Source organism: Planctellipticum variicoloris (assembly GCF_030622045.1).
Taxonomy (GTDB): Bacteria; Planctomycetota; Planctomycetia; order Planctomycetales; family Planctomycetaceae; genus Planctellipticum; species Planctellipticum variicoloris.
On the sequence record NZ_CP130886.1, the window covers coordinates 6,391,309 to 6,411,279 of the forward strand.

A 19,971-nucleotide genomic window follows, 5' to 3' on the forward strand; every position below is an offset into this window, starting at 1 on the left:
GCGGGCCGCAGGGAGCTTCCGCATTGCGAATCCGTGACGTCTTCAGCGAGTCCTTGCCGGAGCGGTGGGGTTTGGTTATGGTTGACAAGGTCGATACCTGTTGAAACGGGTATTGAGGTGGGAGCCGTCCGTCGGCTCTCGAAATTCGAACGAACCTGCCCGGTCCCGCTCGATCTCCGCATCACTCCAGGGAGCCGCTTCATGTCTGCCCGCTTCTCCCCCGCCCGGACGTTCCTCCTGCTCGCGACTGTCGCGTCTTCCGCCGCCGCGGCACGAGCCGACGACCCGCTCGACTGGCCGTACTGGCGCGGTCCGGAGATGAACGGAATCTCGCGGGAGAAGAATCTGCCGGACAAGTGGTCGCCCGAAGGCGAAAACCTCGTCTGGCTCAAACCCGAGCTGGCGACGCGCTCCACCCCGATCGTCATGCGAGGCAAGCTCTACACGCTCGCCCGCCAGAATCCGCACTCGAAGGAAGAGTGCGAAAAAGTCGTTTGCGCCGACGCAAAGACCGGCGAGATCCTCTGGGAGACCACGTTCAACGTCTTCCTCAGCGACGTCCCCGACACCCGCGTCGCCTGGTCCTGCGTGGTCGGCGATCCGGAAACCGGCAACGTCTTCGCCCTCGGCGTCTGCGGCTACTTCGTCGGGCTCGACGGGCAGACCGGCAAGACCCTCTGGTCGCATTCGCTCAGCGAAGAATACGGCATGCTGACCACCTACGGCGGCCGGACCAATTTCCCCATCGTTCACGAGAATCTGGTCATTATCAGCGGCGTCACCACCGGCTGGGGCGACCAGGCCCGTCCCGAGCATCGCATTCTGGCGTTCGACAAGCGAAACGGGCAATCGGTCTGGGTCTCCGGCACGCGCCCGCTGCCGGAAGACACGACTTACAGCGCGCCGATTCTCGCCACGATCGACGGGCAGGCGCAGTTCGTGATCGGGACAGGCGATGGAGGCGTCTACAGCCTGCAGCCCCGGACCGGGAAGACCCTCTGGAAATACAATGTTTCCATGCGGGGGCTGAACACGACTCCGGTTCTGGCCAACAAGATGATCATCTGCGGTCACAGTGAGGAAAACCTCGATGACACCAAGATGGGAGCGCTGTTCGCCATTGACCCGACGAAGAGCGGCGATATCACCAAGACCGGGGAAATCTGGCGGACCAAGGAGCTGTTCATCGGCAAAAATCAGCCGATTGTCGTCGGCGACACGATTTACGCCATCGATGACGCCGGGACGCTGTTCTCGGTCGATCTCAAGACCGGCAAGCAGCTTGGCAAGCAGAAAATCGGGACGATGGGTCGCGGCAGTCCCGTGTTCGCCGATGGCAAGATCTACTGCACCGACGCGACCGGCCGCTGGTCGATCTTCGGAGTCGACAGCACCGGGAAACTGAAGAAGCTGCATCAGCTCCGGCTCGATGCGGAAATTAACGGCTCGCCCATCGTCTCGCATGGTCGGATCTACCTTCCGACGGACGTCGGCATGTACTGCATCGGCAAGCCGGACGCGGAAGTCGCCGCAGACCCCGCCCCGGAACCGGCGATTGAAACTCCAGTCGGCCAGGATCAGGAAGTTGCAACCGCCCTGCTGACTCCCGCCGAGTCGCTCCTCGAACCGGGAGACAAGCAGCAGTTTCAGGTGCTGCTTTACAACAAGAATGGTCAGTTCCTGAAGGCCGCCCCGGCCAGCGACGTGAAGTTTTCCGTGGTCGGCCCGGGAACGATCGACGCCGCGGGGAAGTACACCGCCGCAGGCGACAAGGCCGCAGGCGTCGTCGTCAACGCCGAAGTCGGCGGACTGAAGGCGCCGGCCCGCCTGCGGATCGTAACGCCGTTCCCCTGGGACATCACGTTCTCCGACGGACAGGTGCCGATCAACGGCATCGGCATGCGGTATCGCCACATTGCCATTGATTTCGACCTGTTTGCCGCTCTGCGGGCGAAAGACCCGCTCGCCGCCAGGCTCTACATCTTCCTGATGACGCAGTACACGAACGCTCCCCCGCCTCCGAAGACGGACCAGCCGGCCGGCCCTCCGGTGGCAAAGTTCGACAACACGACCCCGGCTCAGACCTGGACCGGCTTCAAGACCTACCTCGGCCTGCTGGAGGCGATCACCAATCAGGATCAGGCGAAAGAGAAGCTCGACCCGTCGCTGAAGCTGCTTCAGGACGAGGGGGTCATCGCCAAGTGGGAGTGGACCGGCACCCCGGAGATCGGCGCCCAACTGGTGACGACGAAGGGGCCGCGGAAAATCGACGGCAACGGTGTCATGTGCAAGATCACCACGATTCCCAAAGGAACCCGCAGCCAGAGCTGGCTGGGCTTCCCGGCGTCGAAGAACTACACGATTCAAGCCGACGCCTACGCGGTGAAGGGGGAAGCGAACGAAGCCGATCCGAACAGCGCAATGCCGGACGCGGGAGTCATCAACCAGCGCTACCGGCTGGATCTGATGGGGGCCAGCCAGCAGCTCAAGCTGTATTCGTGGTACCCGCACGACCAGAAGTTCTTCGACGTTCCGTTCGCATGGACGCCGGACACCTGGTACACGATCAAACTCGAAGTCACGAACGAAATGCGAGACGGCCAGGAATGGTCGGTCTGTCGCGGCAAAGTCTGGAAGCGCGACGAGGCCGAGCCCGAAGCCTGGTCGATCGAGTGGGCGGATCGCCCGGCGAACGAGACCGGCAGCCCGGGCCTGTCGGGCAATGTCAAGAATTCTGAGCTGTTTTTTGATAACGTGAAAGTGACGCCGCGGACGAAGTGACGCGGGTTTGCAGGGGCGACAGATTTGCGGGGGGAGGGGCGTCATGGAAACCCTCGATGCAGTGACCGCGCGGCCGATCGGGCCGTGGGCGAACGGCATGCTGATGACGCCGGAGGAGTTCGACGCGACGACAGAGTGGGATCCGGACTATCGGTACGAACTGGTGCATGGAGTCCTGATTGTTTCGCCACCTGCAGACATCGGGGAACGCGACCCCAACGGTGAACTGGATTTCCTGCTACGGACGTATCAGTACAGTCATCCGCGGGGATCGGGTGTGGACAAAACGGTCTCAGAGGAGACTGTTGCAACATCCGCCGGTCGCCGGCGGATGGATCGAGCGATCTGGTGTGGCCTGGGACGGCATCCTCAGGAAGGGGATGTCCCGGCGATTGCGGTCGAGTTTGTCTCGGATTCGTCACGGGACCGGCGGAGAGACTATGAATCAAAGCGACACGAGTATCTTGAGATCGGCGTCCGGGAGTACTGGGTCATCGATCGGTTCTTGCGTCGCATGACGGTGTATCGGGGCGACGACGTGGCGGTCGTCGCCGAACAGGACGTTTATCGCACGGAATTGTTGCCGGGATTTGAATTGCCGCTGGGACGTCTGCTGAAGCTGGCTGATGATTGGCTGGCGGGAGCGTCCGGGGGGCCGACTCCTGCTACTTGAAGGAACTCTCATGGTTCGCTGGTCGTTGAGTGTGTGCCTGCTGCTGGTGGTCTCAGGGACCGTGGCGGGACAGGAGAAGTTCGACCCCGTCGCCAACGCGCTGAAGGTCATTTCCGGGATGAAAGTCGGCGCGAAGGACTGGCCGCAGTGGGGCGGCAGCTACCATCGCAATAACACCCCCGAAGGGGAGAATATCCCTTCGGAGTGGAATCTGGAAACCGGCGAGAACGTTCTCTGGGCGGTTCCGCTCGGATCGCAGACCTACGGCAACCCGGTCGTCGCGAACGGCAAAGTGTACGTCGGAACCAATAACAGCTACGGCTACCTGAAGCGGTATCCCTCCAAGGTCGACCTGGGCTGTCTGCTGTGCTTTGACGAGAAGACCGGCAAGTTCCTGTGGCAGGCGAGCAGCCCGAAGCTGCCGACCGGCCGCGTGCACGACTGGCCGCAGCAGGGAATCTGCTCGACGGTCTACTGCGAAGGGGACAAGGTCTGGTATGTGACCAGTCGCGGCGAGGTCATGTGCCTCGACGTGGAAGGCTTCCACGACGGCGAGAACGACGGTCCGTTCAAGGCGGAGCCGAACGAGAACAAAGATGAAGCCGACGTCATCTGGCGGCTCGATATGATGGGCGTTCTGGGCGTGTCCCAGCACAATATGTGCAGTTGCTCGCTCACCTGCGTCGGGGACCTGTGCTTCGTCAACACGTCGAACGGCGTCGACGAGTCCCACATTCAACTTCCCGCCCCGAATGCCCCGAGCTTCCTCTGCCTCGATAAGAACACCGGCAAGGTGCTGTGGCAGGACAACAGCCCGGGGTTGAATATCCTGCACGGCCAGTGGTCTTCGCCGCTGTATTTCGAGACGAAGGGCCAGGCCCAGGTCGTCTTTGGCGCCGGCGACGGGTGGATCTACAGCTTCGATCCCAAGGGTGACGGCAACGGCAACCCGTATCTGCTGTGGAAGTTCGACGCCAACCCGAAGGATTCGCTGTACCTGCTGGGCGGGCGGGCGACGCGCAACCACATTATCGGAACTCCGATCTTCTACGACGGCCACGTCTATGCGGCGGTCGGCGAAGATCCGGAGCACGGCGAAGGGGTGGGCCACCTGTACTGCATCGATCCGAACCGTCGGGGCGACGTCGGCCCGGAGCTGGCGTTCGACAAGGACGGGAAAGAGCTTGCGCCGCGGCGTCTGCAGGATATCGATGTGAAGAAGGGTGAAACGGCGAAGCCGAACCCCAATTCAGCCGTCGTCTGGCACTATTCCGCCATCGACACCAACAAGAACGGCAAAATGGACTTCGAGGAGACCATGCACCGGACGATCGGGAGCGCGGCGATCAAGGACGATCTGCTCTTCATCGTCGACTTCAGCGGCCTGGTCCATTGCCTCGACGCGAAGAAGGTCGTCGACGGGAAGCCGGTGGTCTACTGGACCCACGACATGTTCGCCGCGTCGTGGGGATCGCCCTTGATCGTGGATGGCAAGGTGTATTGCGGCGACGAAGATGGCGACATCACGATCTTCGAACTGTCGAAGGATCTCAACATCATCGCCGAGATCAACATGGTCAATTCGATCTACAGCACGCCGGTCGTGGCGAACGACACGCTGTTTATCTCCAACAAGTCGACGCTGTTTGCGATCAAGCAGGGTGCGAAGCTGGAGGGGGGCGTGAAAGAGGATCGCCGGGCTGCGGGCGGCGACTCCGAGTGATCTCGACCTGACTGCCGTATTCTGACGCGAGCCCGGGGGTTTTCTCCGGGCTCGTTTTGTTGACCGCGGAGATTCAGCTCTCGTTCCCAGGCTCCGCCTGGGCTGCGCGAAATCCGTCGTTTTCAGGGGCAATTGGCCTCGGCGAATCGTCGCGTTTTTGTTCCACTGGGCTTTTTGTTCAAGGAGGAACGTCATGACCTGCGAAACCAGCGAAACAGCCGTCGCCCGGTATTCGTCGCCGGCGGGCAAGTTGGTGCGGTTCTTCGAGCGGAGTCGCAATCGGTGGAAGGCGAAGTCCGGCCAGTGGAAGCGAACCTGCAAGCTCCTGCAGAACCAGACCCGCGCCGTCGAGAAGAGCCGCGCGATGTGGCGCACGCGGGCCGCCGCGGCCGAACGCCGCGCGGCGGACCTGGAACGTGAGATCGCCGCCTTAAAATCCGGGCGCTGACCGGGTCGCCGACGCAGCCCCTGGCCCCCTCCCGGACGCCGTCCGACCGGCCCATCATGCGTATTCGGCAGCGGCCATCGGCCTGACGTTGCAGTTCTGTCTGGCCGGAGCGGTCAGCTTTCGCGGCTGCCGGGCGGTGGTCGAACTGCTGCGGGACAGCCTGCCCCAGTTCCGGGGGGCTCCTGCGGCCAATACTGCGGAAGCGTGGCTGCTGCGGCTGGGACTGCACGAGTTGCGGCGGCCCAAGGAATTCGCCGCCGACTGGGTGTTCCTCGTCGACCACACGCTGCAACTGGGGTCGCGGAAGTGTCTGGTCATCGCGGGGCTGCGATTGTCGGCGTGGAAAGCGCTGACGGCGCCGCTGACGCACCAGGATCTGACGCTGCTGGCGCTGCAGCCGGTCGAAAAATCCAGCGGCGAGATCGTCCAGCGGCAGCTCGCGGCTGCGGCCGGGCTGGTCGGCGTGCCGGCCGCCATCCTCAGCGACGAGGGTTCGGATCTTCTCGGCGGCGCTCAGCGTTTCCGCGAACAGCACCCGACGACGCAGGTGCTGCACGACATCGCCCACAAGACGGCGATCGTGCTCAAGCACGAACTGCTCGCCGATCCGCGGTGGATCGCGTTCGTCAAACACTGCGGGCAGACGCAGCCACGGGTGAAGCAGACGGAACTCGGACACCTTGCTCCCCCCACGCAGAAAGTCAAAGGGCGTTACTTGAACTTGGGGCCGCTGATCGGCTGGGGCGCCCGCATGCTGCGGCTGATCGACACGCCCGCGGCCGAACGTCCCGCGGGTCTCGACCTGACGCGGCTCGAGGAGAAGTTCGGCTGGATCCGCGACTTCCGGGAGGCGCTCGTGGACTGGAACGACTTGCAGGCGGTCAAGGACCACATGCTGGAGTTCCTGCGCGTGGCGGGCTACCACGCCGCCGCCGGCGAGACGCTGCGCCGGCAACTGGAGACGGTGGCCCGAACGCCTGCCGGTGAGCGTGCGGCGGCGCGGCTGGTGGAGTTCGTGAGCGAGCAGTCGAGCGGCGTGCTCCCCGGACAGAGTCTGCCGGCCAGCAGCGAAGTGCTGGAATCGCTGATCGGCAAGGGCAAGCGTTTGCAGGGCCAGCACAGCCGCGGCGGCTTTACGAAACTGATTCTGGGGATGGCCGCGTCGGTCGTGCGGATCAGCGAGGAAAAGATCTGCGAAGCCCTGAACGCCGTGCGGCATCGCGACCTGCTCGCGTGGATCGACGACCACTTAGGCAAGTCGCTGACAGCCCAGCGCCGCCAGGCCCTCCCCGTCCTTCCAGGAACAAAAGCCGGATCAACCGGGACCGCCAACAATTGACGATTTCGCGCAGCCCAGGCTCCGCCTGGGAACGTCGTCTGCGGACGCTCTGCGTCCTCCGGCCGACTTGCTTTCTGACCCAAGGCGAGGCGGAGCCTCGGAAGAGGGCGTGCCCATGCGGAGCCTGGGCATGAGGAGGCTATTCCCAGGGGATCGGCTGCTTTGCGGCCGCCAGGAGCGGGGCGAGCTCTTCCAGGTCGCAGCGGTGCAGGAGGACTTCGCCCGATTCCGCGGGCCGGGGGGGAAACAGCTCGGGGAGGTGCGGTCGCCAGACCTCCGAGGCGGCGGTCCACTCTTCGTACAGGCGCTCGGTCGAGCCGAACCGGGCCGGGTCGATCAGCACGCAGACGTGTTCGCTGCCGTCGCAGAAGTGGGTGCGCTTCCGCTTGTGGAGCGGCAGGCGACTGCCGGTCAGGCCGGTCGTCAGGGCGGAGGACATGAGGGCCAGGCCGATGCCGCACAGCCCTCCCGCGGGGCGGAGCAGGTCGGCCTCGGCGGCGGCCGATGCGGGTTGTCCGTCGGCGGTCCAGGCGGTGGCGTCGGGGAGCGCGGCTCCCAGTTGCTGCTGGCGCTGCAGACCGGCGGCGGAAACGGAGGCGGCGGTCATCGAGCAGGACCAGCCGGTTCCGTCGCGGGTGGGGACGCCGACGGCGACCGGATGATCCCCCAGAATGGCGCGGCTGGCGAGGAGGCCGGTCGTATTGGCCTTGCCGGTGCTGGTCGTCAGGATGGCCAGGAACCCCTGCCGGGCGGCCAGCCCGGTGTAGACGGCCGATTCTCCGCAGGGCTGGCTGTTGCGGACGGCGATGACCGCCACGCCAACTTCGCGGGCCTTGTCGACCGCCAGCGTCATCGCCCGCGAGACGGCGACGTGCCCCATGCCGGTACTGCCGTCAAGCAGGGCGCCGGCGGGGAAGTCGACGGTGGTCAGGACGCGGGCGCGCGGGTCGATGTCGCCCGAATCCATGGCCTCGAGCAGTCGGGGCAGGGTGCGGAGCCCGTGTTCGTGGCGGCCGAGGAGTTCGGTGTCGAGGAGCCTGTCGATCGCAATGTCGGCTTCCGCGGCGAACATCCCCTTCCGGATGAGCAATCTGGCGAGGGGGGGACGCAAGGTGTCGCGGGGCAGAACGACAGTCGCAGACGGGACATCCGGCATGAGCAGATCCGACGCAGGAGCAGACGACGCGGTTAAGGACGTCTCCCTATCAGAACCAACCACCGGACAATGGGCAAGTACCGCTGGCCGCGGCCCGGCCGCCTTACGCGGCCCGTGTGCGGACTCAGAGATGGGTTGGGGATGGTTGCCGCATTCCGCTGCGATGGGGAGAGCACTGGCGGGCGAGCCCCCCGCGGCACGGGGGCGGACTCGAAGTCAGGCTGGGCGTGGATGTCACATGCCGCGGCGGCGGGGAGAGTGCCGGTGTGCGGGGGGCTCCGGGCGCTGACGCTTCCGGCTCCTTGGGGCGCAGGCGGGAGGGGGTGCCTGGGCCGTCTTCAGCACGCGGCCAATTCGGTCAGGAACAATTCCCACGGGCAAGAGCAACATGGCAAAATCAGGACGACCGCGGATCGGATCGCAATCCGAAGGGAGACGATTGAAACGCCTGGGCGTGGATCTGGAGACCCGCGACTGGCTGCTCCTCGATCGACACGCAGCCCAGTCAGGCTCGACGCTGGCCGACCTGGCCCGCCGCCACCTGGAACCGCTGCTGAAGCGGCTGAGACAGTCCGCCGGCTGACCCGGCGCCCAGGAAACGCCAACGCCCGCCGGTCTGTGAAACCCGGCGGGCGTTCGTTTCTGTGCTCAACGGTAACAAGGAGTTACCGTTGCGAGGGGGCCTTCCGTGGCCGCCGCCGATCACTGCCGGCTAGTCGACGTCTTCGGTGACCAGTTCGATGATCTCCCCTTCGACGTCGTCCCAGTCTTCGTCCCCTTTCCATTCGCTCCTCGCGTCGTCGAGCCACTTCCGGATCTGGGCGGCGAGTTCGAACTTCACGGCAGTCTGCTGCTGGCGGATCTGAATCTGCTCGACGGTCATTTCAAGGCTCCTGGCGGGGGGTTAATTGTCGTCGTCAACGCGGACAACTCTATCCCCGTCCCGGACCGCCTCAAGGTCGGGAAATGCCGTTTTCCAGCCGGAAACGTGCCGATTCCGGCTAACCTCAAGCCGAGCAATCGCCCGCGGCTTTCCGGTTTTTTTCCTGGGGACGATCGGCCGTCATTCGCGTTCGCGTCCCGGCCTCTTCCCTCAACGGTATCGAGAAGTTAGCGTTGGGAGACGGTGCCCAGCGTGCGGCGTGCTGATCGTCCATCAGCGCGAGGACGGCAGTGCTCGCTCCACGCCGAGGCTCCTCAGGCTCGATAGATGGTGACGACGAACTTACAGGCCGCTAACATTTGACTTGCGACAAACACTTGTGAGCCAGTCAGGTCGTATCCCTGCGGCCTCCGGGGAACACGGGGAAGCGTCCGATTAGCGAGTTCGCTGCGAGGATCCGGTGCTCCCTTCCAAGAGACAAATTGACACGGAGGTAGCCAGACGAGGCATGGTGTCGATCATGAACGACACCAAGTGGCACGAGTTGCAGAGCGCAGTGCAAAATGACTTGCCATTCTCACCTCCCTATCAGATCAAGGCGGTCTTGAATCATCGTCCCGAGCCCAAGCACTTCGACTCCGATGTTGAGTACTTTGGCGATTGGAGCGACGAATGCCTCACTCCATTTTACGTGATCGAATGGATTCGGATTCGTCCACGCTTTCTTCGCGGACGGGGACGGCTTGTAGCCCCGGAAGTCCACAGCGTCGATTCCGAGTTTTTGGCGATTCTTCATCGTTTTGACATTCCGCACCGCTGCGACGAGGTCTCGATCTGGGTTTTCGGCTACGCGTCGTCGACAGGCGATTTCAAGAGGGGTGGCGAACGGTAACCGGATGGTTCGCTCTGAGACTGATTCAGAATCATCGGCGGCTGGATCCAGTCGCTGGCCTTTGCATCACGAATCCGCGCGCTGATCGGCTATCCGCACGCACGCGGGGACGACTCACCCGAGCCACGCCCGCAGGTCCGGGCGGCCGGCGTTCGCCGCGCGCTGATAGGTAGTTACCGCGCGAGTGATCCGGCCTCAGAGCCCGTACGCGACATTCTTGCCGTGGCCGCTGCCACGTCAGATCAGTCGTCGACTCCCCAGCAGCGGATTTCGCCCGTCCTGACGAAGAGATCGTATCGCTCAAGATACATGTCTCGTGGATCGTCATGCTCTGCGATGATGATTTTGAAGTCCTCAGCCTTGGGAAAGCTGTTGAGGAGGCCGATTGCTTCATTCTGCCTCATGGCCTCGCACGCCCCTCGGAGCAGCTCGCGGCCGATCTCATCACCTTCCGCTTCGGTATGGTAGTTGAGATGATCGCGGAACCAGTTATCCCATCGGCCCCAGTGCGCGGCGAAGGCTCTCGCGTGATCTTTGGTCCGATCCCAATCCGTGGAGATCGGCCAGTCTCCGATGTTGTCGACCCACTCGGGATCGATGGTGTGGACTGCCGACTCGGGCAGCAGGTAGAGCCCGGCACACCCGTAGTAGGTGTCGATGTGCAGACCGATTCCGCTCACTCGCCCCACGCCCGCCTCGCGGATTTGGAGTGGAAGTGCAGCGCGAATTGCGTCCGTCAACGACTCGCAGACTTCCGACCAAACCGGCAAAACCATATTGCGTCCTGATCGCGTAGGAGTCCAACAACCGAGGGTTGGCCGAAACACCGTTTCGGGCATCGGCAGGCCTTCAACGAACGTGATTGCAACCGTTCCACGCTGCCGTCGAGCGCAATTCTAAATCACCGGCCACGAATGTGAGGCGCGCGGCAGAGCGGAGGGATTGCAGTGGAAACGAGATGGGGAACCCTTACCTTGGAGGTATCACAACTCCAAACCAAGGAAGGAGTTCCCCATGGAAGGCATTCTTTCACCCCGGGCGGAGCGCGCCAAGCAGCGGTTGTCCGAGCAGTTGAAGTTTCTGAAGGACGCCGGGCTGAGAACGCGGTATCTGATCGTGATCCATCGACTGGAAGGACGTTCTCCCACCTGGATTGCCCGCTCGCTCAAGGTCGGTCGCAGCACCGTGTATCGGACCGAGCAGCGTTACGGGAAGGACGGCGAGATCGGTTTGTTCGACCGGCGGGGCGGCAACGGGCCACGGAAACTGACCGAGGAGTACCTGACGCAGTTGCGGGAGGTCGTGGCCGGCGATCCGCTGCAGGACGGCTGGAAGCGGCCGACCTGGACGCGGGAGATGCTGATCACAACGCTCCGTCGACGGACGAGTGTGAAGATCAGCCTGTCGACGATGAGCCGGGCCTTGCGGCTGATCGGGGCGCGGCGCGGACGACCGAAGCCAACGGTCGAGTGTCCGTGGCCGGAGGCCGAAAAACAGCAGTGTCTGGAGCAGATCGAGGAACTGGTGGCGCATCTGCCGACGGGCGAAGTGGCGGTCTGGGAGGACGAGATCGACATCCATCTCAATCCGAAGATCGGCGAGGACTGGATGCTCCGCGGGCAGCAGAAACAGGTTCTCACGCCGGGGAAGAACGAGAAGCGTTACCTGGCGGGGGCTCAGGATGCGCGGACGAAGGAGTTGATCGCGATCGAAGGCGACCGGAAGGACACGGCGTTGTTCGTACTGCTGCTGTGGGAGCTGACGCAGCGCTATCCGCAGGCGAAGAAGATCCATGTCGTCCTGGACAACTACGCGATCCATACGACCCGACTGGTGCGGGAGAGTCTGGCGACGCCGCTGGGGCGCAGGCTGCGCCTGCACTTCCTGCCGCCGTACTGTCCGGATCACAACCGGATCGAACGAACGTGGGAGGACTTACACGCCAACGTGACACGAAACCACAAATGCTCGACGATGCCGCAACTGATGCGAAACGTCCGCTCCTACATCCGCCGACACAACCACCGGCGACCGGCGGCGCTGTAGGAACGACCATCGAAGTGTTTCAGAATCGTGGCCGGTGATTTAGTTTGGACGGAGGTGACGTGTCCGAAGTGCGATTCGTACCTGGATCACATTTGCGACGATGCGCCGGAGACGCCGACGGGGCAGCGGTATTGCATGAATTCGGTGTCGCTGAAGTTTGCGCCGGGGGCGGCTGAAGGGGAGAAGTCGTCGACTGTCGCGAGGAAAGAGAGTTGGTGTGGACGCCCCTTATCCGGTGGTTGCGTGGACTCTTGTCTTGATTCCGCGTAACGGTTCCGAGTACCTTGGCCTCGTTGAACTTCGCGAGTTCCTAACTCTGCTCGGAGCGAATTCCATTCGCGGCAGGGAGTGTGATCCGCGTTTCACAGTTCACACCCCGTGTCGTGCCTGACATCGTCCGCACTGAGACTCAGATCCGCCGGGATCGCGAGCTTGCGAACGCTCTTGCCGAGTTGGGTCTCACTCACGTTGAAGCAGCACTCTTCAACGTCATTCACTTTGGCCTGACACTCTCGCCCCTGGCGCTGGCAGACCGAGCGACTTGTAGAGACTACAGTTTCGGTCGCCGCGTCACCGTCGGGGAGTGCGAACTCGCAGTAGCCGCATGCATGGAGAAAGGCTGGCTGCAGATCATTGACGAGTCGGCGCTTCGCAGAATTGGTGACGAACTCCGAAGTGGCAAGTTTCTTGGTCCGATTTACGGATTTCCTGAGGTTGGCGCTGTCGACTTCACGTCCAGAGGAGCCGAACTCTGGATGAACTTCTGCCACCTCGCGTTCTTCATGGGTGATAGAAAGCCGTACGCATACGAGGATGTCGTCCACGAGAAGACTGTTCGATTCTTTTGCTCACGCGCGGCTGCCGTCGCGGAGATCGAGGGGCTTCGCGGGCAGGATGGCACTTGTGTCTCGGAGCCCGTTTCGATCGGACCCTGGCGCGCAAACTGGTGGCAACGCTTTCCGGAAGGATTCCGAGTCGACGTTGAGGAACGGCGACAATGGCAGGGGCATGCGGCCAGTGACGGCGAGAGTTACTGGTCGGGAGGCCCGGATCGGCACGCGGATTGGACGCAGCTTCGTGCCATACTCGAAGAACACAACGTACACCTCGCAGAGTGGCTTGTTCTCAAAGTGGCGGAATTGGGGTACGTGGTCGATTCGCGCGACGCGATTTGTGCGGAAGCGGCCAGAAACGGCAAACGCCGAGGGGGTGTTGCTGTCTCCGAAGAAGAATGCCGAGAGGGACTGGAGGCCTGTCTCCGCTTCGGTTGGCTGAGAGTCCTCGATCAGGCTGCCGTGGATGAAGTCCATCGCCTTCTGGACAATGACTCGGCTGTCCTGGCCCTTCCGAAGATTGCCCGACTCTTCTCCAGGGGAGGCGCCTTCGTCGCCGATCCATCGCGTCCCGGCGAATTGATCCCGAAGCCGCCATCGTTTGAGGATCGATTCGGCACATTCGATTTCACGGAGAGTGGAGCCTCACTGTACCGCATGATTCAAACACAGTGGCTTGGACCAGCGTGGGAGGACCAGCTCTTCGTCGCAAACTGCCTTTTCGGGGAAGAGCACCACTACTGCGAGTCACTCGATGGATTCGATCGCATCGAGCCGGAACATTGCGCCAAAGGGAATGCTGTCCAAGTCAAACGCGTCATTCCAATCGGTCCTTGGTGCGTTTTCTGGTGGCAACGCTTTCCGTCCGGCTATCGACTGGAACTGGAAGTCAGTCAGTCCTGATCCGGACTGCGGCTGGCTGTCGAGCGGACGCTGTCCGACTTCGCCATCTGGACCGAAAACCCGATAATTAATCACCACGGAATCGTGCCTGAAAGGCAGTTTCTCGGGGCTGTCGCTGTCTGTTCCACATCTCGCTGCAAGTCGTTATTTCACGGCCCGCCGCAACGGTAAATGATCGGCCAGCCCAGGCTGAGGCTCTTCCGACTGTGCTTCGCGCCTTCTGTCCCGGCGGATAGTATCCGGCGGTTGTCCCCGACGTCTGAGGCACCCCGATGGCGATCCAACTTCGCGAACCGTTCTTCCTTCGCGGCCGCCGAAGCGTCCCGCTGCGAGCCATCTGGATGTCGCTGGCGCTTGGCGTGATCGGCGGTGGCGCAGGTCTTGCGGCCGTGTTGTTCTACGTGCTGCTGGTGCTGACGCTGGGGGAATCGAACAAAGTCGCCGTGGAGATCATTGCCGGTTCGACCGCCATCTCGCTCGCGACAGTCGTCGGCGTCCCCTATTTCCGCTGGCGGGGAGACACGGCTCGCGGAATCGCAACGAAGGCATGCTGCATCATGTTGATCGCTGCCGGTCCGATGGTCCTCGAAGACAAGTTGCTCCGGGTGCTGCTGGACCTCGCCACTCAGCAACTGAACGCATGGACGAACATGGGAGCGGAAGAACTGCTCATGCCTGTCCGAATCATGTTCGGGCTGACTCTGCTGTGGCTCGCCTGGAGCGCTGCGTGCTTTCGCAGGTCACGTTCGTGGCTGCTGACATTCCTTGCGTCCGGACTGAGCATCCCCTTCTGGATTCTATCGGTGGCCGCCTCACTGTATTCCCTGAACTTCGCTTCGAGCTGGCTACCTGACGAAGTCACGATGTTTCTGGCGATCGTTACTCAACTATCCATTCCCGGTCAGTTCTTTGCACTGCTCGTGATCCCCTGGGGCGTTCCGTTCTGGTGGCCGCCAGAAACCGAAATTCCTCCGCAAGTCGAGCTGCCGTGACGACACCGCCGCGGCCCGCAGATCGTTCCACGTTTCGCCGCAAGTCGCTGTTCCACGCCGCCCCGAACAGTCACTGGTCCTCAGCCGCTTCCGTCAGTTCGGCGTCATCAGCAGCGACCTGATGCCGCGGTACTGGGCGCGGTATTGGGGGAGGAACGTCCCGATCGCAAGTTGGCCTTGGTTGTCGTCGGGCATCGGCTCGTTCTTGAAGAGGTCGGCGCCCGCGGCGTCCATGGAGATCTTCGGGGCATTCGCGCGGATGCGCAGCGGGCCTTCGCCCGACGGAGAGTCGCTGGCTGTTGAGGGATTGGTTGCGTGTGCCACGGGGGTGTCGGGCGGGATGGTTTGCGAGTGGGTTGGAGCGCTCGCACGGCTGGCACAGCCGTGGCACACGTGCTTTCCACGGACGGCTGCGTTGGCGGTCGGGGTGGTGACGGGTGTCTTCGGTTCGCTCTCCGGCTTCTGCGTTGGAAGAGCGAATGCGGGGTGGGGTGGATTTTCTTCGTGGGCGACGTTTCGGCGCTTTCGACGACCCTCACCCTCCCCTCTCCCGTTGAAGACAGCGGGAGAGGGGACTGGAGATGGTGCCTCTGGCTGCGTGGACAGTCGGAATCATCGCGGCGAAGGGGGAATTCGCGTATCCTGTGAGGTGGTGAAAATGGACGGGGGGAGTCGTCCGGGGGTGCGGGACTCCCTCTGCGGAGAGCGTTATGTCTCGGCTGGTCTGTCGGATCGGACTTGTCTGCGTCCTGGGGTGGACCTGCTGCGCGCCGGCCGCCGGGCAGCTTATTCTGCGCCCGCAGAACGGGCCGGAGGAGCCGGCCGATCCGTACCTGATGCCGCGGCACGAGCTGCTGCGGGCCTACGATGAAGCCCGGGAGCAGATTGACGGCAAGGATTATTCCGAAGCGATTCGCAACCTGCAGCGGATTCTGAGCGAGCCGGAAGACTACTTTCTGCGATCGGTCCGGCGTGGCGTTTTCCCGCCGGTGAAAGCCGACGACGAGCCGGGTTTGACGACGCTGAAGCGGGAGGCGCGTCGGCTGCTGGCGGAACTGCCGGAGGAAGGGCGGAAGTCTTACGAGCTGCTGTATGGAATCTCTGCGAGCGACGCCTTCGCGGAAGCGCGCCAGCGGGACGATCTCGCGGGGGTCGAGGCGCTGGTCCGCGCGTCGCCGATGACGGAGGCGGGGGTGGCGGCGCAGCGGTGGCTGGCGGACCGGGCTTATGACGACGGTCGGTTTCTCGCCGCCCGGCGGTCCTACGAGCAGCTTGCCGCGCTTCCGACGTCGGGCGAATTGAAAGCGGTCCTGACCGCCCGGGCGGCGATTGCGGCGTGGCAGGGGGGTGAGCGTGATCAGGCGGTGAAGCTGATCCGCGCGGCGCACGCGGCGGCCGGCGGGGTTCCGCTGAAGCTGGCGGGGCGGGAGATCGCGTGGTTTGAGCGGCCGGAGCAGGCGGCAGGCTGGCTGCAGGAGGTGGCTCCGCCGGTCGGGTCGGTGCGGGCGCCGGTCGCGACGTGGTCGATGTCGCTGGGGGATGCCACGCGAAATGCGGTGGCGGCCGAAGTTTCGCCGGCGGGTGGCGAAGAGTGGAAGGTCTCGACGCTGGCTTACGTCCGTCCGGACGCGGCGCCGGAGATGAGGGAGCGGATTCGCGAGCTCCTGCAGCGGCAGATTCAGGCGGCGCGCGACGGGCTGCAGGCGGATCGCGTGCCTGCCATTCCGTCGGCGCGGCCGCTGGTTGTCGGGGACCGGATCGTCTACCGGACGGTCAACGACGTGACCGCCGTCGACGCGGCGACGGGGGGGCTGGCGTGGCGCGGGGCGCTGGAGAATCCGGACGTTCGTCAAGCCGTCCGGACGCTGGGGGTGGATTTCGATGCTCAGGCGCTGGATGACCTGGGAGGGATGTTCGAGGGGGTCTTGAAGTCGCAGTCGTTTGAGAACGGCGCGGCGGGCGTGCTGAGTTCGGACGGGCGATTCGTCTACGCACTCGAGGAGCCGCAGTTCGTCAGCACAGGGAATGTCGGGAATCTGCGGGTGACGACGGATCAACTGGTCAATCGTCTGGTCGCGTACGAGCTGGGGGGTGGTCGGATTGCGTGGGAGATCGGCGGCACGCGTTCGCAGCACGATCCGCAGTTTACGGGGTCCTGGTTTCTCGGGGCGCCGCTGCCGGTGGACGATCTGCTGTATGTGCTGAGCGAATCCTCGGGAGAGATTCTGCTGCTGTGCCTGGCGTCGAACGAGCAGGGGGTTGAGCTGAAGTGGTCTCAGGGGTTGATGCGACCGGATCCGCTGCAGGAGATTGGAACTCATCCGTTCCGTCGCTGGACGGATTTGAGTCCGTCCGGGGCTGAGGGGCTGCTGGTCTGCCCGACGTCCGCCGGGGCGGTGGTCTGCGTCGAACCGGCCGGTCGGATGCTGCGCTGGCTGTACGAGTACGAGTCGGAGATTCGGGTCGGGATGCGACGGGAAGCGCCGGATCAGCCGTTTGCTCCGAGGGGAGCGGTCGTCCCCGGGGGTCGCGTCGGTCCTGCCGATCGCTGGCAGGATGAGACGGTGCTGATTGCGGGGAACCGGGTGATTCTGACGCCGCGCGATTCCGCCTTGCTGCATTGCGTCGATCTGGATCGCGGAGAGCTGGTGTGGAGCCGTCCGCGGGAGGACGGGTTGTACGTGGGGGCGGTGCAGGAGGGTCTGGTGCTGGTGGTGGGTCGCAGCTCGGTCTGGACGGTCCGGCTGGAGGATGGGAGCGAAGCCTGGGCGGAGCCGCTGCCGGTTCCGATGCCGTCGGGACGGGGTTTGAATCTGGGGGATCGTTATCTGCTGCCGCTGTCGACGGGCGAGCTGCTGACGCTGGATGTTCGGACGGGGAGAGTGCTGGCGCGGAGCCGATTGGCGGGCGAGGCGCTGCCGGGCAATCTGGCGGCGGGCGAGGGTCGGCTGGTTTCGCTCTCGGCCGGCGAAATTGCGGCCTTTGCGCCGCTGGCCGAACTGGAGCAGCAGATTGCGACGGGTCTGCGGCACGAGCCGCCGGACGCCGGCGCACTCGCCCGGCGGGGCGAACTGCGACTGCATCGCGGCGATACGGCGGGGGGGGTGCAGGATCTGCGGGAATCGCTGGCGGCGCGACCCGACCAGCAGGTCAAGAGCGTGCTCGCCGGCGTGATGCTCGAGGCCATCCGGACGGATTTCGAACGGAATCGCGGGCTGGCCGCCGAGATCGAGGCTTTGACGGCGCCGGGGCCTCAGCGGGATCAGTTTCTGCGAGTGCTGGCGGAAAACCTGGAGCGTGGCGGGGAAGGGCTTGAAGCGTTGCGGGCTTACCTGCGGCTGGCGCAGAACTCCGGCTTTGAGGAACGACTGGAGTCACTGACTCCCGACTGGATGGTGCGCGGGCATCGCGTTGTGCGGGGTCGGATTCAGACGCTTCTGGCCGGGCTTTCCGCGGGCGATCAGGTGATCGCACGGGGGGAGATTCAGGACCTGTTGCGGGCCGCGGCGGCTCAGGAGCGAGACCCGGCGGAGCTGCAGCGTTGGTTGCGGCTGCTGGGAGATCTGCCCGAGGCAAGCCCGTTCCGGCTGCAGGCTGCCGAGGCCCTGTCCTCGGAGACGCAGGGGCTGGCGTGGTCGCTGGCCTGGGCCGGTGTCGCGGACTCTCCGAATCCGGAGCTGTTCGGCCCGGCGGTCGCCCGATTCGCCGCCCGGGCTCTGGAGAACAAGCGCTTCGATGCGGCCAGGTTCTGGATTCGCAGGCTGAAGGATCAAGCTCCCGATCAAGTTTGTCTCAACGGGAAGACCGGGGGGCAACTGGCCGAGGCGTGGCTGGCCTCTGCGGACTTTGAGGCGGCGGGGGCCGAATCGCTCGCCTGGCCGTCCGGGGCCGCCGAGCTGCGGCGCGTGACGGGCCGGACGCCGCTGTTGCGGAGTCTGCGACTGCCGGTCGTTTCGATGAGCGAAGAGTCGCGAGGCTGGTCGTTTGAGCTCGCCCTGGAGGGGGGGGAACCGTACTTGAAGGCCCGCAATGGCAAGGGTGAGTCGCAATGGGCCGTCCTCGTCCCCCCTGCCGAGGAGACGATGCCGTTCGGGTTGAACTCACCGGATCAGGCTTTCGTGCGGATGCGCGGCGATTTTCTGGTGCTGGTGCTGGAGACGCATCTGGTTGCGTTCGATGTTTCCGGGCCGGGCGCTCCTCGCAAGCTCTGGGTGCATTCTCTGGCGCGTCGGCGGAGCGGAGACATCGGTCAGCGAGCCCGCGTCGTGCGGGTCAACCAGGGTCGGCAGATCCTGCGGAATTCGTCGGGGGATGTTCTGGGCGTGACGTCGGACGCGTTGATCTATGCGGCCGGGCGGGAGCTGGGGGCGTTGGACCTGCTGACGGGACGGCTGGAGTGGGTCCGGTACGACGTTCCGCCGTGGACTTCGTCGTTCGTGGATGACGAGCAGGTTCTGCTGCAGTCTCAGGAGTTTGCGGGGGCTCCGGATGGAGCGCCGCTGCAGGCCTTTCGAGTGGCGGACGGCACGCCATTGGAGCAGCGCCGACTGCCGCGCGGGAACGTGCTCTGGTCCGCGGGGTGTCGGGTCCTGCTGCAGACGGTACAGCCGCCTCAAGATCAGCAACCGCAGGGTCAGAGCTGGCAACTGCTGAATCTGGCCAGCGGGAAGACGGAGTGGACCCGCGACCTGAAAGCGACGGGGCGGCCCTGGGTTCAGGAAACGTCCGCGGAGATTCTCGTCGTCGATGCTTCGGGCGAGTTGACCGCTTGGGGACTGGATGATGGTCAGCCCCGCTGGAATCAGCAATTGCCGGTCAAGTTTGGCGCTGCGGAGATTCCGGTCCTGCTGGTCCAGCCGCATGGCGATCGCCTGCTGCTGTTGTGCGGCACGGATCTGCAGACGCAGGTCCGCGTGATTCCCGACAGTCCGCATCAGCAGGTGCCGCTGGACGCCACCGCGATCATGCTCGACGCCGCGACGCACAACGTGCTGTGGCAGGCGTCGCTCGGCTGGAATTCTTACGACCTGGGTCAGGCTCCCTGGTCTCCCGTGCTGGCGGCGGCGTCTCGCCAGTTCCAACTGGGCGGCAGCGTTCCGGGTCAGCGGCTGGCGATCGTGATCCTCGACAAGCGGGACGGGCGAAAGCTCTATGAATCCGGCGAGAACTCCGCCGCCTCTTACTTCTCGCTGAACTACGAGCCCGGCGCGCAGGATCTGACGCTGCAGATGATGAACTGGAGTTTCGAGATCCATTTCGACGACAAGTCGCCGTGAGTCGTTTCTCCACGGGCAGGAGGCGG

15 protein-coding genes and 1 pseudogene are annotated in these 19,971 nt (G+C 64.1%); 12 read left to right on the plus strand and 4 right to left on the minus strand.

Annotated features, from left to right (window positions below; translation table 11 throughout):
• The first annotated feature begins 201 nt into the window (after positions 1-201).
• The 5 genes from SH412_RS24985 (at position 202) to SH412_RS25005 (ending at position 6,964) form a co-directional block, all read left to right on the plus strand.
• Positions 202-2,781 carry an outer membrane protein assembly factor BamB family protein gene (locus SH412_RS24985; RefSeq protein ID WP_336520759.1) on the plus strand — a complete coding sequence of 860 codons (2,580 nt, stop codon included), beginning with the start codon at positions 202-204 and terminating at the stop codon, positions 2,779-2,781.
• Between the two features lie 43 nt (positions 2,782-2,824).
• Positions 2,825-3,454 (plus strand): Uma2 family endonuclease, encoded by a 630-nt coding sequence (locus SH412_RS24990; RefSeq protein ID WP_336520760.1) that lies wholly within the window; start codon positions 2,825-2,827, stop codon positions 3,452-3,454.
• Between the two features lie 10 nt (positions 3,455-3,464).
• Positions 3,465-5,177, plus strand: a complete 1,713-nt coding sequence (locus tag SH412_RS24995; protein ID WP_336520761.1) for an outer membrane protein assembly factor BamB family protein — start codon at positions 3,465-3,467, stop codon at positions 5,175-5,177.
• Between the two features lie 193 nt (positions 5,178-5,370).
• Positions 5,371-5,625: a hypothetical protein gene (locus tag SH412_RS25000; RefSeq protein WP_336518717.1), complete on the plus strand. Its 255-nt coding sequence runs from the start codon at positions 5,371-5,373 to the stop codon at positions 5,623-5,625.
• A gap of 88 nt (positions 5,626-5,713) precedes the next feature.
• Complete coding sequence (locus SH412_RS25005; RefSeq protein WP_336518718.1) at positions 5,714-6,964, plus strand: hypothetical protein; 1,251 nt, start codon at positions 5,714-5,716, stop codon at positions 6,962-6,964.
• A gap of 139 nt (positions 6,965-7,103) precedes the next feature.
• Here SH412_RS25005 and SH412_RS25010 read toward each other — a convergent pair whose 3' ends face one another.
• Positions 7,104-8,120: an Ldh family oxidoreductase gene (locus SH412_RS25010; protein ID WP_336520762.1), complete on the minus strand. Its 1,017-nt coding sequence runs from the start codon at positions 8,118-8,120 to the stop codon at positions 7,104-7,106.
• 439 nt (positions 8,121-8,559) lie between these two features.
• Here SH412_RS25010 and SH412_RS25015 point away from each other — a divergent pair, with 439 nt between their 5' ends.
• Positions 8,560-8,703, plus strand: coding sequence for a hypothetical protein (locus SH412_RS25015; RefSeq protein WP_336520763.1), 144 nt, complete (start codon positions 8,560-8,562; stop codon positions 8,701-8,703).
• 129 nt (positions 8,704-8,832) lie between these two features.
• On the opposite strand, the gene SH412_RS25020 is transcribed toward SH412_RS25015, so the two are convergent.
• Positions 8,833-9,003 (minus strand): hypothetical protein, encoded by a 171-nt coding sequence (locus SH412_RS25020; RefSeq protein WP_336520764.1) that lies wholly within the window; start codon positions 9,001-9,003, stop codon positions 8,833-8,835.
• Between the two features lie 460 nt (positions 9,004-9,463).
• Between SH412_RS25020 and SH412_RS25025 the strand changes: the two genes are divergently transcribed.
• Complete coding sequence (locus SH412_RS25025; RefSeq protein WP_336520765.1) at positions 9,464-9,895, plus strand: DUF6678 family protein; 432 nt, start codon at positions 9,464-9,466, stop codon at positions 9,893-9,895.
• Positions 9,896-10,137: 242 nt separating this feature from the next.
• Here SH412_RS25025 and SH412_RS25030 read toward each other — a convergent pair whose 3' ends face one another.
• Positions 10,138-10,671, minus strand: a complete 534-nt coding sequence (locus SH412_RS25030; protein WP_336520766.1) for a hypothetical protein — start codon at positions 10,669-10,671, stop codon at positions 10,138-10,140.
• 238 nt (positions 10,672-10,909) lie between these two features.
• On the opposite strand from SH412_RS25030, the gene SH412_RS25035 reads away from it, so the two are divergent.
• The 4 genes and pseudogenes from SH412_RS25035 (at position 10,910) to SH412_RS25045 (ending at position 14,669) form a co-directional block, all read left to right on the plus strand.
• Entirely contained in the window at positions 10,910-11,941 is a 1,032-nt protein-coding gene (locus SH412_RS25035; protein WP_336518647.1) for an IS630 family transposase, read from the plus strand.
• A gap of 39 nt (positions 11,942-11,980) precedes the next feature.
• Positions 11,981-12,106 (plus strand): annotated as a pseudogene (locus SH412_RS28710) (peptide-methionine (R)-S-oxide reductase); the annotation flags it as partial.
• Positions 12,107-12,324: 218 nt separating this feature from the next.
• A complete protein-coding gene (locus SH412_RS25040; protein ID WP_336520767.1) occupies positions 12,325-13,677 on the plus strand; it encodes a hypothetical protein in 1,353 nt (450 codons plus the stop codon).
• A gap of 272 nt (positions 13,678-13,949) precedes the next feature.
• Positions 13,950-14,669 carry a hypothetical protein gene (locus tag SH412_RS25045; RefSeq protein WP_336520768.1) on the plus strand — a complete coding sequence of 240 codons (720 nt, stop codon included), beginning with the start codon at positions 13,950-13,952 and terminating at the stop codon, positions 14,667-14,669.
• 93 nt (positions 14,670-14,762) lie between these two features.
• Here the strand turns inward: SH412_RS25045 and SH412_RS25050 are convergent, their stop codons facing one another.
• Entirely contained in the window at positions 14,763-14,993 is a 231-nt protein-coding gene (locus tag SH412_RS25050) for a hypothetical protein (protein WP_336520769.1), read from the minus strand.
• A 386-nt stretch (positions 14,994-15,379) separates the two neighbouring features.
• On the opposite strand from SH412_RS25050, the gene SH412_RS25055 reads away from it, so the two are divergent.
• Complete coding sequence (locus SH412_RS25055) at positions 15,380-19,945, plus strand: outer membrane protein assembly factor BamB family protein (RefSeq protein WP_336520770.1); 4,566 nt, start codon at positions 15,380-15,382, stop codon at positions 19,943-19,945.
• The last annotated feature ends 26 nt before the right edge of the window (positions 19,946-19,971 follow it).

Bases quoted from the DNA above. Each gene is read 5' to 3' on its own strand.
- SH412_RS24985 (WP_336520759.1), top strand. From the start codon at position 202: ATGTCTGCCCGCTTCTCCCCCGCCCGGACGTTCCTCCTGCTCGCGACT.
- SH412_RS24990 (WP_336520760.1), top strand. From the start codon at position 2,825: ATGGAAACCCTCGATGCAGTGACCGCGCGGCCGATCGGGCCGTGGGCG.
- SH412_RS24995 (WP_336520761.1), top strand. From the start codon at position 3,465: ATGGTTCGCTGGTCGTTGAGTGTGTGCCTGCTGCTGGTGGTCTCAGGG.
- SH412_RS25000 (WP_336518717.1), top strand. From the start codon at position 5,371: ATGACCTGCGAAACCAGCGAAACAGCCGTCGCCCGGTATTCGTCGCCG.
- SH412_RS25010 (WP_336520762.1), bottom strand. From the start codon at position 8,120: ATGCCGGATGTCCCGTCTGCGACTGTCGTTCTGCCCCGCGACACCTTG.
- SH412_RS25020 (WP_336520764.1), bottom strand. From the start codon at position 9,003: ATGACCGTCGAGCAGATTCAGATCCGCCAGCAGCAGACTGCCGTGAAG.
- SH412_RS25030 (WP_336520766.1), bottom strand. From the start codon at position 10,671: ATGGTTTTGCCGGTTTGGTCGGAAGTCTGCGAGTCGTTGACGGACGCA.
- SH412_RS25035 (WP_336518647.1), top strand. From the start codon at position 10,910: ATGGAAGGCATTCTTTCACCCCGGGCGGAGCGCGCCAAGCAGCGGTTG.
- SH412_RS25045 (WP_336520768.1), top strand. From the start codon at position 13,950: ATGGCGATCCAACTTCGCGAACCGTTCTTCCTTCGCGGCCGCCGAAGC.
- SH412_RS25055 (WP_336520770.1), top strand. From the start codon at position 15,380: ATGTCTCGGCTGGTCTGTCGGATCGGACTTGTCTGCGTCCTGGGGTGG.